We start from the raw sequence: 16,774 nt of genomic DNA, 5'->3' as shown, positions 1-16,774 counted from the left end.
TATCCAGTCTCCTTACGGAGCCTGAATCAGATCGCAGCCCTCACATCAATGGGTCCTGACCCTAGGCGGGGCGCGCGCCGCGATGGCAATGCGGCGACGGCGATGAGGAATCCAAGCGCTATTGGCGCGGTGAGCCGAAGCGATTGGATCGGGCTAAAAAACAGGTCCCAGAGCAGCCCGGTGCTGAAATAGACAATGAAGACGATTGCTTCTGGCCTCGCATTCAGGGCTTTTGCAGCGATACGCAGAAAGGCGACAACGAGCAGCAGCGCCCCAAATAGGCCGATCAGCCCGCCCCAGATCCACGAGGCGAGGACGACCGAATGGGTTGGGATCCAGTAATTCCGCTCCCCAAATGTGGTATAGTAGATGTCCACGGTATCAGTCGCAATGGCGCGGATCAGAGCGAAACTCTGGTCTTTGTCCTCCGCCCATGAGCCGTAGCCCACAATCGGCCTCCCGGCCAACACTTCGGGCGCGACGAGCCATTCGGGCCGACCGATCCCAAGCAGCATGACAGGGTTGTACGGGTGTTCGACGAGTGATAACTGGCTCGCGTTGTGGCCATCTGGATTGTAGTTGAACGAATAGTAGACATAGCCGGCATAGGCCAGATAGCCTGCAACCAGTCCGACCCCAAGCAGCCTGAAGAGTTGTTTCGCGTGAACTTGGCTCGGCCGCCGAAAAGCCTTGACCGCCATGGCCATCGCAAAGGCTATAAGGCCGGCGCTACGCGCATCATGGGCAAACAGAAAAGCTGCGGCGCCGAGTGCGATCAGCTGCGCCACAAGGCGCCTGCGCTCGCGAAGGTGAAAAATAGTCAAAGCCAGCAGCGGCATCAGGAATGGCACGACAGCCACTTTCATAAGGTTCTCGTTCGCCGAGATATCCGCCCAATTGATGCCACTGCCGCCAACACCTGTGACCCTGTAAGCAGCGTTGCCGAGCAGCAGGTTGGCGAGAAAACTCGCAAACAGATAGTATTTCAAGTTCGAGATCGGATCCTTGCCGAGCGCAGCGGTGACGAAAATCAACAAGACAGCCGCGAAGATCGGGATGGCCCAAGCCTTCAGAGCAAGATCAAACGCGGTGGCATTCGCAATATCGGAGACGACCAGACCGAGCAAAATAAGACCATAGGCCGTCAGCACACACCGCAGATTGGCATTGGTCCGGATCAGTCGGAGAGGTTTAAGAGTGGGCAGGAGGGCTATAGCAAGCAGCTCCGAGCCGTAGATGGCTCCAAAGAAGCTGACGCTGAACGCCCAGCCGGCGCCGAACAGAAGCATCAAAAGGGCCAGCCGACGATTCCGCAGTCCGTGGCGGGCAGCCGAAGAACCAAAATGGGTAGGCGGCGCGTTCATTTAGCAAGAACACCCACGCCAACCCAGCTTGCCGCGCAGAGCAAAACGATGACAACAGCGGCAAGGGCGAGCCGATTCTTCGATTTCTTCATCATGTCGGCAAGTCCAAGCATGGGAACATTGCCGACCAAGACAGTAAGACCGCTCAGTAGCAGGCCGACAACAATTGATTTCAGTAGTGTTTCCGCGAAGCCGGCCCGTTCGAGCAGGGCGCCGGCAATGACCGCCACCGCCACAAGTATGTGGCTCAGCGCGTTCCACCGCATCCTTCCGTCGGTCTGGGCGGCAAGATAGACCGGCACCGTAGGCAATTGCATCGTCCAGCCGAAAATGAGCGGAACCGACATATATAGAAGTGGCGCGGAAACCTTGCAGAGGACGATGAGGCTGACGATTGGCGCTAGCAAGATCGCGGCCGCGGCTGCGGCAACGGCTGCGTAGGCGGTGGCCTTTACCGCCTTCTCAAGCAGTACGATGCGGCGAGCCTGTTCGTGCGGCTGGAGGCTTGCGAACACTGGGATCAGCGCCATCGATGCAGCTACGGCAAACCCACGGATTTGTGTAATCACACGAGAGGCAATTTCGTAGAGCGCGACCTGGCTGGCTCCGCCTGTCGCCCCGAATGAAAACTTCACCAGTGGCTCGAACAGTAGGTTCAGCAACGAGATGCCGTTGAGTTTCAGCCCGAAGCCGGTCGTGACCCGGAAAGCCTTTTGCTGCCAGCGACAGGGGAACCAACCGATCTCGGGCACTTGCCGGTGCAGCACGGTCCAGCCGGCGATAATTGTGACAAGCGGGCTCAAGATCTGGGCGATGCCAAAGCCGACGATCCCGATGCGTGGCACAAGAACCAAGACGATCAGGAAAGACACCACCGCACTCGACACGGCCACCATCGCCCTCAGGTCAACGCGTTGGGTGCCGTCGATACCAGAAATAACGGCCCCGGCGAGCCCGCCGAGCACGATGATGACGACGACGAAGGGCAAGAGCGCGATCGCACGGGGGAGCAACTCGGGCGTCAGCGCGAAGCGCAGGACGAACGGCGCAAGGAAATAGAGCGCGGTCCCGATGGTGAGATTGATCGCGGCGGATGTGAACAGAACGGTATGCGTGGTCTCGACGATGTCGCTGCCTATATCGGTTCCTGCGCGGATCATCGCGATGAACCGGCCGAGACCTCCCGCGCCGCTGACGTCGGCGGCCCGGGCAACCGTTGACCCGGTCATGATCAGCGACCAGATACCCAGCTCTTCGAGCCCGGCCGAGTGGACCACGACGCGGTAGACCAGGAACATCAACGCCGAGACCAGCACGGCCTGACCGAGCGCGGCCAGAGTGTTGCGGGAGACCGAGCCGACTTTCACAGGCGCATTCCGTGGGACGAATCCACCACAGCATGGACCTGCGACAGCCCAAGCCTGGAGCGCCCGGCGCCGTCTCGGATCATGGCTCCACGTGCTCCTGTGTGGTTGGCGACAATGACCTGATAACCTTGGAGGGAACCCCACCCGCCAACGTGTTGGCAGGGATGTTTGAGGTGACAACGCTGCCTGCGGCGATCACCGCCCTTTCCCCAATCGTGACCCCTTTCAGCACGATCGAATTCGCACCGATCCAGACGTCGTCACCGATATGGACCGGTGCGGTTGGGGTATGGCGGTCGAGCCTGCGATCGACATAATCGAGGGCATGGAAGTCGGTATCGAAAATGCTGACATTCGCGCCGATCTGCACGTCGTTGCCGATCTTGATTCCGGTAGCGCAGAAAATTGCCGCTCCGGACATGCCGACTCGATCGCCGATTGTCATCCGCGCCCCCTTCAATACAGTCAGGACTGTAGGATGGTTCACGCCAGCAGGATTGTAACGCGACAGGCTTACGATCTTGACCCTTGTGCCCAAGACGAGCGTGCCGTGGCCGCGCAGCACAATCGGCCCAAGGATTTTCAGCTGTTTTGGCCACGCCCACCCCTGGAGCGCGAAGACAAGGCGCGCGGGCACCTGCCAGCGTAACACCGCCACGCTATTAAGGCCGGCAATGACACGCTGCTTGAGGCTCATGTTGCCCATCGAACGTGAAATGCCCCCGCCTTCGTTCGTGCCTGCGAACATATCACGGTGTCACTCATACCCGATTTCCTGGCGGATGGTTTCGATTTCTGCTCGCAGCGCTTCGTATTCTGCGAGTTTGCGGTTGAGGAAATCGGCGGTGAGGGCGGATTTCTCGGCAATGCCCTTGCGGGTGAGAACGTAGGTGTCTCATCCCCGATGATCATATAGCCCCGCCGCCAGACGACTCTTTTGGTCGGTCTTTTCTCAAACTGCCGATAACGCAAAGCCGCTCTCAACGTCGCGCCTCATCGTCCCCGACGGTCGCTTGCCCCCGGAGATCCGAAATCTCTCTTGCCAGCGCATCGTACTCCGCAAGGCGTCGCTTCAGGAAGTTTGCCGTCAATTTTCCGCGCTCGGCGATACCGTTGGGTGTCAGGACATGGATGTAGTGCAGCTTTGACTTCGATGCGCGGAAGTTTTCTATGCGGACCAGGCCCTTTTCGATTAGGCCCTTGAGGCAATAGTTGATGCGGCCCAAGCTGATGCCCAGTTCGTTTGCCATCTGGCGCTGGCTCAGGTTGGGGTGTTCGGCGATCAGGCGCATGATGCGGAAGTGGACGTCTTCGCGCGCTTCGTCAGTGAGGCGGTTGGGCATCTCTAATTGCTGGAAGGTCGCTTTGGACAAGCTACCGCACAACGGGTGAAACGCGCCCGTTGTGTTTCGGCTGAGTAAATCGATTCGATTCTTCAGCCTTGTTCAATTTTGAACAATACTGAGAGCAAGTTGTTCTGTGAAGGGATTTCTTGTGATTGTCGCCGCAAAATCGGATCAGTTGTGGTTTAGCTGCGGTTTGTGATGGTTTCGTTTTCCTGTCGGCAATTTGCCTGCTCCGGCTTGCGCTTGCTCGAGCTTTGGGCGGATTGGCACCCTCGCATCCGCAGGGCTACCTGATCGGTTCCAGCGAGAGCGATGCAATGGTGAAGGATGCCCCGGTTTGTCCGTCCATCGCCAATGCGCGCAACCGCCAGCGTTGAACGGAACAATCGTTCGGGACGCGAAGCGTCGAGCGATAGTGTTTGGGGTCCGGGCCGAGCGGGACGGGTTGGCGCCAGATCGCTGTGGCCTGGACGGCGCGCAAGCAATCGACTTGCCAGAGGAGATCGGGCGTGCCGGCCCCGCTCAGGTTTCCCAGCCTTTGATCGAGTTGATAGAGGCCGGGCGCCAGGCTGGTCTGGCGATCGAGCAGCACGGCGGATGTTCCCCCATCAAGATCGATCTGAAGGCCCGATGCCTTCGACCATTGCGTGGTCACGCCGCGATCGTTGCCCAGGCGCCAGGCGAAGGGGGCGAGATCCTGTCTGGTGGTGATGGCGGAGAGCGCGAAGTCGTCGAGCGCGCCCGGCGGGGTTTGGCCCAGCTTTTGCGCGATTGCGCGGGCTTCGCGGTTTCGACCCGCTGCGGTCAAGGTGCGCAAGGTTTTCGCTAGCAGGGCCGATCGCTGCCCCGAAAGGTCGATATTCGTGCGCAGCATGAGATCGGCGAGCCAGTCAAGCTTCTCGGGTTGGTCGAGCGATGTGTTCAGAAAGGCGGCGAACCAGGGTTTGGCCGCGTAGTGCGCGAGTTGGGCGCGCAAATCGCGCTCGCCGAGCAGCGGGGCCAGGCGGGCGAACAGCGCTTTCGCCAGTTCGGGGTGGACTGTGACGGCCCGGTCGAAGTGGCGCGCGAGCGCTTCGTTGTCGCCGGTCGCGGCGGCTTGATCCAGCAGCGCCAGTTGCGTCAGGGCATCCCGGCGGCCAAGCCGCTCGGCGAAGCGCAACTGGGCAATCGCCCGGCTATCCCCCCGAACCAGCGAGACCAGCGCGATGTCGCGCATCGCGGTGGGCGACAGCGGCTCGATTGCCAGTTGTCGCCGGGCGTTACGCGCGATTGCGTCCGCCGCCACGGGATCGATCTGGCCCAGGGAAAGCTTCGCCACATCGGCTTGCGCCGCCGCGAGACGCGGATCGCCGCGAAGCCATGCGGGGGCTTTGCGCGGATCGGAAGCCAGCCAGTATGCGCGCGCGGCATCGCGCCAGCTCAGGAATGCGAGACCGATCGCCACGAGTGCGATGGCCAGCCGAAGCGCGAAGCGCAGGGACATGGCCGGCCTCGCCCGCGAAGGGTTCACGCGGTGGGCCGCCCGCCCTCCTGCTCTGCCCCCTGGCCGTAACCATATCCATAACCGTAGCCATATCCGTAACCATAGCCCTGGCGGCGTGCGTCGAATTTGGACAGGACCACGCCGAACACTTTGGCGCCGCCGTTATGCAGCCTGTCCAGCGAGGAGACGATCACGCGGCGCGGCGTCTTTTCCGCTTCCACCATGAACACCAGCCCCTCCACCGCGCGCCCGATCAATGGCGCATCGGCCAGATCGACGACCGGCGGGGCATCGATCACCACGTGGTCGAACTCGCCCAGCAGGGCTTCGATGATTTCGGCGAAACGCTCGTTGCTGAGCAGTTCGGCCGGGCTCGGCGGCAAAGGACCGGCGGGGATCAGCGAGACGCCGCGCCATTGCGTTTCGTGAATCAGGGGCGAGACCAGGTTCTCACCCGCCAGGATGTTGGCCAGACCCACGTCATTGTCGATGGCAAGCAGCGCGTGCAGCGAGGGCGAGCGCAAGTCCGCGTCGATCAGCAGCACGCGCTTGCCAGTGCGCCCGATCACTTCGGCCAGCGCCAGCGCGGTGGTCGATTTGCCTTCGCCCGAGCGCGAGCTTGATATCGCGAAGGACCGCGGCAACCCGTGCGGCGTGGTCAGGCTCAAGGTCGAGCGGACGCTGAAATAGGCCTCCGAGACGAAGGACTTGGGATCGGCCAGTTCGACGACGGGATCGTCCTTGACCAAGGGCACATTGCCCAGCAGCGGCACGCTGAGCATACGCCGGACATCGGCGGGCGTGCGCACGCCTTCGTCGATCTGTTCGAGCGCGAAGACCGTTACCGCCGCCAGGCCGATGCCGATCAGCAGGGCCAACGCCATGTTGAGCGGCAGGTTGGGCGAAGAGGGCGCGCCGGGAACTTCCGCCTGATCGACGATCGCGATGTTGCTGGCGCCGACCGTGCCGGCAATGCCGATCTCCTTGTAGCGTTGCAGCAAGGCATCGTAGAGTTGGCGATTGGTATCGGCATCGCGTTGATAGATGTTGAACTGGATGGCATCGCGGCGCTGCTTGTCCAGACCGGCCTTGAGCCCGGCGACTTTCTGCTCAAGCGCCTGCTCACGCGCCAGCGCTTCGCGGAAGGACAACTGCCGGCTGCCGGCAACGCGGCCGGTTTCGCGCGCGAGCGCCGCGTCGAGCGTTTCGATCTGGCGCTGGACCGCGCGCGCGGCGGGATAGCCGGGCTCGAACCGGACCATCAGGTTGGCGTGTTCGGCGGCCAGTTCCGCCCGCTTCGCGCGCAGCTCGGAGATCGTCGCATTGGTCAGCACTTCGGTCGTGTTCTCCGCCGAGCCGGAGCGCGCCCGGCTTTCGGCCGCGATCCGTTCCGCGCGCGCCTGCATCAGCGCCGTGTTCAGCGATTCCAGATCGGCGGCGGCCAGGGTGCGCTGGCTGGTGGTACGGCCATTCTCGTCCTGCCGGGATTCGAGCGTGACGATATCGCGATCGGTGGCATAGACCACGGCGCTGCGCTCGGACTGTTCCAGCCTTTCGCGCAAGGCGGAAAGCCGCTGTTCGAGGAACTGGCGCGCATCGGCGGTCGAGGCGAACTGCCGGTCCATGGTCGAACCGATGAATTCGGCGACCCAGGCATTGGCGATCCGCGCGGAAAGCTCGGGCGAGCGCGAGGTATACTTGATATCGACCAGCCGCGAGGTACGCACCGGCTCGATCGCGACATTGGCCAGCAGCAAGTCACGCACTTGCCGTTCGCGCTTCGCCGCGATCTGGCGGGGATCCAGGGGGCCATCGCTGGCCGCCGCCTCGACCGGCTTGGCGCCGTGGGCCGCGAAAAAAGCCTCGTTCCCGGCCAGATTCAGGCGACGCGCGACGCGCTCCGCCAGCGATGTCGCCTTCAGCAGCGCATATTGCGTGGCATAGAATTCAAGGTCGCGGCCTTCCTGCTGCGATTCCAGCCCTTCGACATTGGTCACGTTCTTCTGTTCGCGGCTGATCTCGACCTGGGTGCGCGCGGTATAGCGCGGCGCCATCAGCAAGGTGGCGATGAGCCCGACCGCGAGGCACAGCGCGATGATGCCGGCAATGACATAGCGCCAGCGCAGCGCCGCTTCCCAATACTGCAGCAGCACAGGCTGGAGCGAGAAGCCGCCCTCGTCATCGCGGGCGGAATCGAATGCCGCCGCATAGGACTGCGCGGATGGGGCGAGCGGGTTGTTGGGTGAATTTGCCATGGGCCCCTGATTGGTCATCGTGTGAAGCGATCGATGGCGATCACCAGCGGCGTCAGCAGCGCCGGCGCGGTCGCCAGGACGTCCTTGAACAGCAGGCGCCCACGCGATTCCCCGACCATGACGACATCGCCGGCAAAAATATCGGGATCGGGATAGGCACCGTGGCGGATCGCATCGAGATTGTAGAGCGCGGCGTAATCCTGCCCGTCGACGGTGCGGAAGACCACAATATCGTCAAGCTGCGAATATTCGCTGGTCCCCTCGGCCGTGGCGATGGCGCGCATCAGCGTCATCCTGCCGACCACCGGATAGAGGCCCGGCTTCTTCACCTGACCTTCGACCGTGACCACGCGGCTGAGCGTTTCCTTGAGGTTGACCGTCACTTGCGGGTTGCGAATGTATTGCGCGGCCAGCAGGCGCGAAAGCTCGCCCTCGATCTCGACCGGCGTCATGCCCGATACGTTGACGGTGCCGGCCAGCGGAAAGGATATCCGGCCGCTGGCATCCACTTGCACTTCCCGTGCGGAAAGCTCCTCGATCCCGAAGACGTCGATCACCAGCCGGTCGAACGGGCCGACGTAATACGGCGTCGTGCTGGATTGCACGTCGGTGCGCCCCGGCATCGGCAACTGGTTTCCGGCCAGCACTTCCAGCTTGGGATTGCCTCCAAGCTCGGCCGGCCCGGCGCAGGCCGCCAGGGCGGCGACACCACTGGCCAGCACGAGTCCCCGCGCAATCCGCAATGACCTGTTACCCTTCAAACGCATGCACTCCCAAAACCGATGAAACGACCGCAAGCCTGCGATCGCGAACCCGAGTAAACCGCCGCTAGCCATGATGTTCGCCGCCCGCCTTGTCGGCAGCCGGAGCCGCGACGGCCCAGACCGCCGCCAGCGCCGCCAGGCAGGCGAGCGAAGGCACACGTAGCGGATAGTCGCTGACCGAGCCCAGCGCGAAGAGCGCCAGGACCAGCAGGCCCAGCCGCGCCATCGCCGCTTCCGCGACCGGCACCGCGCGTGCGAAGGCGCGATGTCCCCCGCGCCAGAGCAGACTGGCGAGACCGGCGCCAAGCAGGACCAGCGCCGGCAGCCCCCCGGTCAGCGGCAATTCCAGCCAGTCGTTATGCGCATGGTTCATGTAGATCGCGCTGAGCAGGCTGTCGGGCTCATGCACGCGATAGACCGCCTCGAACGCGCCAAAGCCGGTGCCCCAGGGCCAGTATTCGCCGATCATCGCCCAGAGCGTGGGGGCGATGCGCAGGCGCAGCTCATCCGCGGGATCGGTCGCCATCAGGCGATCGAACGCCAGCGCCCGACCCAGCACGATCGTCAGCGCCGCCAGACCGGCCAGCCCCGCCGCGACCAGCGCGCCGAGGCGGAGGCGCGCCGCCGGGCCCAATCCCGGCCGCGCCCCTCCCCGCCCGGTTTCGCGGCGGACCAGCAGCAGCGGGCTCAGCACCAATGCCACGAGCGCGGCGACCATGCCCGAGCGCGAGCCCGTCACCAGAATCAGCGGCAGGACAAAGCCGATGTAGGCCGCGACCATGAGCCACCCCGCGCCGCGATCGGACAGGCGACGCGATGGCCCGCGCGATCCGGCCAGCCGCGCCCAGACCAGCACCATCGGCAACAGCGCGGCGAGAAACAACGCCTGATGATTGCGATTGGCGAACAGGCCGACGACAGACCCGTTGTTGGTGATGCCGTAGAAATACAGCCCGCCGTCCGGTGGGCCGAGCACTTGCGCAAGGCCAAGCACCGCGCTGACCGCGCCGATCACCAGCACGACCGGCAGCAGCGCGCGAAGCTGCCCGGCGTCGAGCTGGATGGCCAATGCGATCACGCCGAGCGGCGCCATCAGCGCCCAGAGCGCGTTGCGCGTCGCCGCCGGAGTCAGGCTGAGCGGGCGCCACACCGGCTCCAGCCCGGCCAGCCGATCCATCTCGGCGAACGGCGCGTGTCCCGGCAAGCCATACCAGATCGCCGGCGGCAGCGGCACGAGCTGCGCCAGCACCAGCAGCACGGTCGCGCTCGCGACAATCAGCAGGCCGCGATTGGCGCGGACTTGCGCCGCCGTCAGCGTGGCCAGCGCATAAGTCAGGACAAGCACTGAAGCCGGGCGCAGGTAGGGCAGCGACGCGACATCGCCGCGCGACGCGCCGCCGAGCAGGAAGACGCAGGCCAGCCAGCCCGAGAGCAGCCAGAAGGCCCGGTTGTCCGCAAGCGCGGCCCAAGCCGCGAGACGCACGCCATTGCTCCGCCCCATGCCGAAGCGCCGCAGGCTGGCGCCGGTCAAGGCTTGCCGCCCCAAAGGCGCGCATGGCTGGACCGGGCCGTCATCGCGAGCCGAACCCGCTGATAATGGTCTGCGCGGTCTTGAGCAGGATCAGCAGATCGAGCCAGATCGAGAAGTAGCGGATATAGTAGAAATCGTATTCCAGCTTGATCCGCGCGGCATCGACCAGCGCGACGTTGCCCTGATGCACCGCCGCCCAACCCGATATGCCGGGACGCACGGCGTGGCGGTAATCATAGAACGGCACTTCGGCGGCATAGGCCTGCGCCAGGCTCAGCGCCTCGGGACGCGGGCCGATCCAGCTCAGATCGCCTTTGAATACGTTGTAGATCTGCGGCAGCTCGTCGATCCGCCACTTGCGCAGCGGCCGGCCGACGCGCGTGATCCGGTCGTCATTGGCGCGCGTATAGGCCGGCCCGCCGGCGTCCACGCGCATGGTGCGCAGCTTGTAGCAAGTGAAGGGCCGCCCGCGAAAACCCATCCGCGTCTGCCGGAACAGCACCGGCCCCGGACTGTCGAGCTTGATCGCGACGGCCGCCACCGCGAGAGCCGCCAGCACCAGCAGCCCCAGCGGAGCCACCGCCAGCAGGTCGATCCCGCGCTTGATCCTGAGGTAGAGCAGCGAGGGCAGCAGCGCGCCGAAATTGTTGTCCGCGTGCCGCTCGAAATGGGTGCGCCCGGTCAGCCCTTCCTCGATATGGGTGCGATGATAGACCGGGATGCCATCGAGCACGAGCCGGGTGATGAAGCTGGACCACGGCAGGTCGAGCGAGGCGTGCGGATCGACCACCACCGCATCGAGGCGATAGTCGATCTCGGGGTCGGTCAGGCCGATCCACACGACATTGCCCGGCAAGTCGCTGCCGAAATCGTCGGGCACGCCGATCAGGCCGATGATCGGCCGGATCATGCGTGCGCGCAGCACGGAAACCACCAGATACCACACCGCGCCGATCAGGAACGCGGTCCAGAAGTGATAAGGCTCCAGCGGCACCCGCGCCGCATAGAGCAGGACGATCACCCCGCTGAAAGTGGTGAAGAACGCCGGCAGGATGAGCGTGCGCGACTGGATGAGCGGCAGCGATCCCATCTGTTGCAAGGCAAGATGCGCGCCCACCAGCGCCGCCGCCGCGCCCAGCAGCGAGGCCTTGTCGCCCTCCGCCTCGCGCACGAACCACCGCCCGAAATCCGCCAGCAAGGGGTGGACCAGCGCGGGCAGCTCGATCGCCAGCAGCAGGGCCATGCTGAGCACGAAGCGATTGGTCGCCAGCAATTGGGCGAATAACGTCTGCCGCGATTTCGGCCAGATCCGGCACGCCTGCCTGGGCATCGAGACGATGGGCCGGTTCAGCACGATCCCGTTCCGGCGGGCCGGGGAAGTGCCTCGCGGTGGCCATCGATCGCGCAGGGATCGGCCATATAAGGACCGGGCGATCTCATACCGGCCCGAGATCGCTTGCCGAGACCCTGACGGGAACCATGCCGCCCAGGATATCGAGCAGCACCCGGACCCGCCCCTTGTCGTCGAGCGATTCGACATGGCCGATCCGGTCATGCAACGGCCCGGTCATGATCCTGACCGCATCGCCGACTTGCGGGGCTTCGACCATCTTTTCGACAACGCCGTCGCGGCAGCGCCCGACGAGCCATTGCATGAAGTTGGTCGGGACTTTCTGCGGCCGCCCGCCGTCCGAACTCAGCAGGCGCTTAACGCCGAATGTGCTGTTGATCGCCCGCCAGGGATCGTGATCGACATCGATCTGGACGAAGACATAACCGGGAAAAAGCGGCGCCAGCACGGTCCTGACCTTGCGGGCATGGCGGCTGGACTTGCGAAAACGCGGGCACAGGCTGGCGAATTCCTGAAGCTCCAGGTTTTCGATGGCAAAGGCTTCTTTCCGGGGAAGCGTTTCGGCGACATACCATTGGGGATGACGGCCCGATCGCAATTCCGGCTGCCTGCCGGCCATTTTCTCAGGTTCATCGCCAAGTATCATGAATATATCGCTAGATCAGCGCCTTACAATTTCTTCGAGAATCGACTGAGTTATGGATATGCCTCGCCTCGCAAGTGCAGCAATTTCAACCGCATCCACAACGGATTGATTTTTTTGGTGATTCATGAAATAAATCCGCTGTTCGCGTGGGCAAAATTCAATCGAAAACGGATTTTCTGTTAATTTGGCAGTGAAATGGCGCCATGGCCGCGCCCGGCCGCTCGCCCCGCCGACACGCAAGTGTCACGCCGCTTTCACGGTTCGGGTCTAGCGCGGCGGCAAAGGGGTTCTTGCATATGTCACATCGCGTCGTCTTTTTGGCGGCGGCCAGCCTGGGCGCGCTTGCGTCGGGCGCCGCCCATGCGGAGGAGGCCAATGCCGACTCCGAAATCGTCGTCACCGCGCAGCTTCGGGAACAGGACCCAATCGACGTGCCGATGACGCTCAGCGTCGTCGGCAGCGAGGAGATGGATCGCTTCGGCCTGCGGGAATTCGATGCGCTGTCGCGCTTCATTCCCGGATTCGAGGTGCAGAACCAGTCGCCCAACAACCCCGGCTTCGTCATTCGCGGCATCACGTCTGACAGCGGCGCGGCGACGAACGAGCCGCGCGTCTCGATCTATCAGGACGGCGTCTCGATCTCCAAGTCGCGCGGCTCTTACGTCGAGCTGTTCGATATCGCCCGCGTCGAGGTGGCCAAGGGCCCGCAATCGACGCTCTATGGGCGCGGCGCGCTGATCGGCGCGGTCAACGTGATCCAGAACAAGGCCCGGCTCGGCGCGTTCGAAGCCGCCGGAATGCTCAGCTATGGCAATTACGACGCGCTGGTCGGCGAAGCCATGGTCAACGCGCCGCTGGGCGATCATGTCGCCGTGCGCCTGGCCGGCCGCATCCGCCAGCGTGACGGCTATACCGACAACCTTCTGGGTGGCGACGATTTCAATTCGGCCGACACCCGCGCGATCCGCGGCTCGCTCCATGCCGAGACCGGCGCGCTGACCGTCGACGTCATCGGCAATTACCAGAAGGACAAGCCGGCCGGCACCGGCTTCAAGTCGATCGCCTTCAACCCGACCGATCCCGTCACCGGCGCGGTGCTGGGCGACAATGGCCGCAACAGCGGCGCGGCGCTGGTCGCCGCCGATGGCTTCGAAGGCGGCAAGCCGCTGGGCCTTGACCGCGAGGTCTGGGGCGTGACCGGCATCGCCAACCTGGAACTGGGCGAGCGCTTCACGCTGACCTCGATCACCGCCTATCGCCGGTTCAAGGCGCTGGAGATCTTCGATGCGGACGGCATCTCGCTGCCGATCCTGACGGCGGCGGAAGACGCGCGCGGCAAGCAGACCAGCCAGGAACTGCGCCTGACCTATGACGACGGCCCGCTGACCGCCTTCGTCGGCGCGAGCTATTTCCATGAGAGCGGCACGCAGCGCGTCCCGTCGCAATTCGATGAACGCGAGGCGCTGGCGGGGCTGGCCGGCGCGCTCAACGGCGCGGGCATCCTGCCCGGCCGCCCGGCGACCGACCCCGCCCCTGCCGCCCTGTTCGGCAATCCCGCCTTCACTGGCGCGCTGCTGCGCGGCGTGGCCGGCAGTTACGGCGTCGCGCTGGACCCCGCGCTGGCGCAGGCGATCGCGGCGAACCTCAAGTCCAATCACCTCGAAACCTCGACCAACGGCGGGCGGACCAAGGCGATCGACCTGTTCGGCGACGCGACGCTGCGCCTGGGCACCCGGTTCGAGCTGGGCGCGGGCCTGCGCTATTCGCACGACGACAAGCGCAGCACTTATACCGCCGCCGTGCTCAACGGCCGCTCGATCCTGGGCGGCTTCATCGGCGCGCTGAGCCAGCCGGCGCCAGTGCGCGCCGCGCTGCTGCAAGCGCTGGCCGCGCCCGGCGCGGCGACGATCCCGCCTTCGGCCGCCTATCCGGTGCCGCTGTTCGGCCTGGGCGCGCAGCCCACCGCCGGCAATGGCGGCGTGGACAGGGCCACGCTGAAGGACGATGGCTTTTCCTGGCGCCTGACCGCGCGCTATTTCCCCAGCGACGACACCAGCCTCTATGCGACTTACGCGCGCGGCCGGCGCCCCGAAGTGCTCTCGGCCTCCGGCCCGGGCGCGCCGTTCGGCGCCACCACGTTCGACGTGCTGCCTTCCGAGGAAGTCGACAGCTATGAGGCCGGCGCCAAGACCGCGCTGATGAACCGCACGCTGTTCCTCGATGGCGCGGTGTTCTTTTACCAGTACGACAACTTCCAGACGACGGTGCAGCAAGGCACGCAGTTCATCGTCACCAATGCCGGCAAGGCCGAAGGCTATGGCTTCGAAGGCCAGGTGCGCTGGGTTCCGGGCGAAACGCTCAGCCTCTTCGCCAGCTATGCCTACAACCACAGCCGCTTTTCGACCGGCGTGCGCGATGGCAACCGCTTCCGCCTGACGCCGGACCATTCGGCCGCGGTGGGCGCGATCCTTTCGGTTCCCGCCGGGCCGGGCCGCATCGCCTTCTCGCCGACGCTGACCTGGCAATCGAAGATCTTCTTCGACGATGACAACGACCGGCCGGATTTGCAGCAGCCGCCGGCCGCGCTGGTCGCCGACAACCTGCAGAACGAGTTCCAGAAGGGCTATGCGCTGGCCAGCGCCCGGCTCGGCTACGAAGCGGCCGACAAGAGCTGGCGCGTCGAGGCTTATGTCGAGAACCTGTTCGACAAGAAGTTCATCATCGACGCGGGCAATACCGGCGACAGCCTGGGCCTGCCGACCTTCATCGCCGGCCCGCCGCGCTTCTACGGCGTATCGGCCAGCTTCCGCTTCGGAGGGGACCAGTGAAGCTTGATCGCCGCGCCGCGCTGGGCCTGATCGGCTCGGGCGCCGCCCTGCCCGCCGCCACGCTGCCGGGGATGGCCCTGGCCGCCGCGCCGGCCGCCCCCGCCACTTTCCGCCACGGCGTCGCCAGCGGCGATCCCACGCCGCGCGGCGCGATCCTGTGGACGCGCGTGACGCCTGCCGACGCCGCCCATGCCACCGCCGTCCCGGTGCGCTGGCACGTCGCCGCATCGGCGCAAGGCAAGCCGCTGGAAAGCGGCTCGGCCGAAGCCCGGCCCGCGCGCGATTTCACCGTGAAAGTAGAGCCCACCAAGCTGAAGGCCGGCACCGATTACTGGTACTGGTTCGAGCTGGCCGACGGCACCCGATCGCCCGTCGGGCGCTTCCGCACGCTGCCGGTGGGCAAGGCCGACGATCTGGTGCTCGCGGTGGCGACTTGCCAGCTTTTCGTCAGCGGCTTCTACAATGCCTACGATCACATGGCCAAGCTGGACCGGCTCGACGCGGTCGTGCACCTCGGCGACTATATCTACGAATATGGCCCGGACCAGTACGGCGCCAGCATCGGCGCGAAGATCGGCCGCACGCTGGAACCCGCGCACGAGATCGTCACGCTGGCCGATTACCGCGCGCGCCACGCCTGGTACAAGTCCGACCCGAACCTGCAGGCGGCGCACGCCCGCGCCGCGTTCATCTGCGTGTGGGACGATCACGAGACGGCGAACGACAGCTGGACCGATGGCGCCGAAAACCACCAGCCGGCCAGCGAAGGCGATTGGGCCGCGCGCAAGGCCGCCGCGCTGCAAGCCTATTTCGAATGGCTGCCGATCCGCGACCCCCAGCCCGGCAAGCCCTGGGCGGCGATCAATCGCGGCTTCACGTTCGGCGATCTGGCCACGCTGATGATGGTGGAGACCCGCCTGCTCGCCCGCAGCGAGCAAGTGAGCATCGCCAGCGCCGCGCCCACCGCCGAATCGATCGGCGCGGTCCTGGCCAGGGTCAACCGCCCGGATCGCGAGATGCTGGGCGAGCCGCAGCGCGAATGGCTGGAACAGGGCCTGGCCGCTTCGGTCAAGGCCGGGGTGCCGTGGCAGGTGATCGGCAACCAGGTGGTCATGGCGCGGGTCAACGGCCCCGATCTGGACAAGGCGTTCGGCGCCGATACGGCCAAGGCCATGCTCGCCGCCCAGCCCGAAGCCTTCCGCGCCCAGATCGAGGAAGCGCTGGCCGGCTATCGCCTGGGCCTGCCCTATAATCTTGACGCGTGGGACGGCTATCCCGCCGCGCGCGAGCGGCTTTACGCCAGCTTCCGCCGCGCCGGATCGGAGCCGCTGGTGCTGGCGGGCGACAGCCACGCGTTCTGGGCCAACAACCTGGCCGATGCCAAGGGCCAGCCGGTGGCCGTGGAATTCGGCACCAGCGCGATCAGCAGCCCTTCGGTCGGCGACAGTATGCCGCAATTGCCGCTGGGCCAGTTGCTGGCGCAGGCCAGCCCCGAAGTCGCCTTCTGCGACCAGCGCGCCAAGGGCTATATCCTGCTCACGCTGACGCCGGACCGGGCCGAGGCCGACTATGTCGGGATGTCCACCGTGTTCACACGCGAATACGAAGCGAAATCGCTGGCCCGCTTCACGCTCGACGCCAGGGCGAAAGCGCGCAAGCTGGCCCGCAAGGATACCGCCGGGGCCTGAGAAGCCGGCCATGTCGCTAACCCGTCCTCCCCCGGCCCGGGGGAGGGGGACCGCCGCGCAGCGGGGGTGGAGGGGTATCACCGCCAGCGGGAACACCCCTCCGTCAGCGCGGTGCGTGGCCACCTCCCCGGCAAGGAGAGGATTTGTATCG

The 16,774-nt window shown here is 65.1% G+C and carries 12 protein-coding genes; 2 read left to right on the top strand and 10 right to left on the bottom strand.

All coding sequences use genetic code 11. The features are described from left to right. Nucleotides 1-26: 26 nt before the first annotated feature. From PYV00_RS15025 to nusG, 10 genes are all read right to left on the bottom strand, one after another. Entirely contained in the window at nt 27-1,364 is a 1,338-nt protein-coding gene (locus PYV00_RS15025; protein ID WP_275229111.1) for a hypothetical protein, read from the bottom strand. Continuing rightward, nucleotides 1,361-2,731 carry a hypothetical protein gene (locus PYV00_RS15020; RefSeq protein ID WP_275229110.1) on the bottom strand — a complete coding sequence of 457 codons (1,371 nt, stop codon included), beginning with the start codon at nt 2,729-2,731 and terminating at the stop codon, nt 1,361-1,363. The genes PYV00_RS15025 and PYV00_RS15020 overlap by 4 nt, the downstream gene beginning before the upstream one ends. Before the next feature lie 79 nt (nt 2,732-2,810). Continuing rightward, the gene (locus tag PYV00_RS15015; protein WP_275229109.1) at nt 2,811-3,437 is read right to left on the bottom strand and encodes an acyltransferase; all 627 of its coding nucleotides are present in this window, start codon (nt 3,435-3,437) and stop codon (nt 2,811-2,813) included. Nucleotides 3,438-3,711: 274 nt separating this feature from the next. Continuing rightward, nucleotides 3,712-4,104, bottom strand: a complete 393-nt coding sequence (locus tag PYV00_RS15010; protein WP_275229108.1) for a MarR family EPS-associated transcriptional regulator — start codon at nt 4,102-4,104, stop codon at nt 3,712-3,714. A 259-nt stretch (nt 4,105-4,363) separates the two neighbouring features. Continuing rightward, nucleotides 4,364-5,560 carry a hypothetical protein gene (locus tag PYV00_RS15005; RefSeq protein ID WP_275229107.1) on the bottom strand — a complete coding sequence of 399 codons (1,197 nt, stop codon included), beginning with the start codon at nt 5,558-5,560 and terminating at the stop codon, nt 4,364-4,366. A 23-nt stretch (nt 5,561-5,583) separates the two neighbouring features. Then, nucleotides 5,584-7,815: a GumC family protein gene (locus PYV00_RS15000; RefSeq protein ID WP_275229106.1), complete on the bottom strand. Its 2,232-nt coding sequence runs from the start codon at nt 7,813-7,815 to the stop codon at nt 5,584-5,586. 14 nt (nt 7,816-7,829) lie between these two features. Beyond that, entirely contained in the window at nt 7,830-8,537 is a 708-nt protein-coding gene (locus PYV00_RS14995; protein ID WP_275229105.1) for a polysaccharide biosynthesis/export family protein, read from the bottom strand. A 106-nt stretch (nt 8,538-8,643) separates the two neighbouring features. Continuing rightward, the gene (locus PYV00_RS14990) at nt 8,644-10,110 is read right to left on the bottom strand and encodes an O-antigen ligase family protein (RefSeq protein WP_275229104.1); all 1,467 of its coding nucleotides are present in this window, start codon (nt 10,108-10,110) and stop codon (nt 8,644-8,646) included. 40 nt (nt 10,111-10,150) lie between these two features. Then, nucleotides 10,151-11,464 carry a sugar transferase gene (locus tag PYV00_RS14985; RefSeq protein WP_275229103.1) on the bottom strand — a complete coding sequence of 438 codons (1,314 nt, stop codon included), beginning with the start codon at nt 11,462-11,464 and terminating at the stop codon, nt 10,151-10,153. 82 nt (nt 11,465-11,546) lie between these two features. Then, a complete protein-coding gene (gene nusG / locus PYV00_RS14980; protein ID WP_275229102.1) occupies nt 11,547-12,080 on the bottom strand; it encodes a transcription termination/antitermination protein NusG in 534 nt (177 codons plus the stop codon). Nucleotides 12,081-12,403: 323 nt separating this feature from the next. On the opposite strand from nusG, the gene PYV00_RS14975 reads away from it, so the two are divergent. Beyond that, nucleotides 12,404-14,935, top strand: coding sequence for a TonB-dependent receptor (locus PYV00_RS14975; protein ID WP_275229101.1), 2,532 nt, complete (start codon nt 12,404-12,406; stop codon nt 14,933-14,935). Beyond that, the gene (locus PYV00_RS14970; RefSeq protein ID WP_275229100.1) at nt 14,932-16,623 is read left to right on the top strand and encodes an alkaline phosphatase D family protein; all 1,692 of its coding nucleotides are present in this window, start codon (nt 14,932-14,934) and stop codon (nt 16,621-16,623) included. Before PYV00_RS14975 ends, PYV00_RS14970 begins: the two co-directional genes overlap by 4 nt. Nucleotides 16,624-16,774 lie beyond the last annotated feature (151 nt).

The organism is Novosphingobium album (ex Liu et al. 2023) (genome assembly GCF_029076845.1).
In the GTDB taxonomy this organism is placed as follows: Bacteria; Pseudomonadota; Alphaproteobacteria; order Sphingomonadales; family Sphingomonadaceae; genus Novosphingobium.
The sequence above is the reverse complement of the archived record's forward strand: the minus strand, read 5'-3'. Positions and strand labels throughout refer to the sequence as shown.

Excerpts from the sequence above, each read along its gene's own strand:
- PYV00_RS15025 (WP_275229111.1), bottom strand. The coding sequence starts at position 1,364 with ATGAACGCGCCGCCTACCCATTTTGGTTCTTCGGCTGCCCGCCACGGA.
- PYV00_RS15015 (WP_275229109.1), bottom strand. The coding sequence starts at position 3,437 with ATGGGCAACATGAGCCTCAAGCAGCGTGTCATTGCCGGCCTTAATAGC.
- PYV00_RS15005 (WP_275229107.1), bottom strand. The coding sequence starts at position 5,560 with ATGTCCCTGCGCTTCGCGCTTCGGCTGGCCATCGCACTCGTGGCGATC.
- PYV00_RS15000 (WP_275229106.1), bottom strand. The coding sequence starts at position 7,815 with ATGGCAAATTCACCCAACAACCCGCTCGCCCCATCCGCGCAGTCCTAT.
- nusG (WP_275229102.1), bottom strand. The coding sequence starts at position 12,080 with ATGGCCGGCAGGCAGCCGGAATTGCGATCGGGCCGTCATCCCCAATGG.
- PYV00_RS14975 (WP_275229101.1), top strand. The coding sequence starts at position 12,404 with ATGTCACATCGCGTCGTCTTTTTGGCGGCGGCCAGCCTGGGCGCGCTT.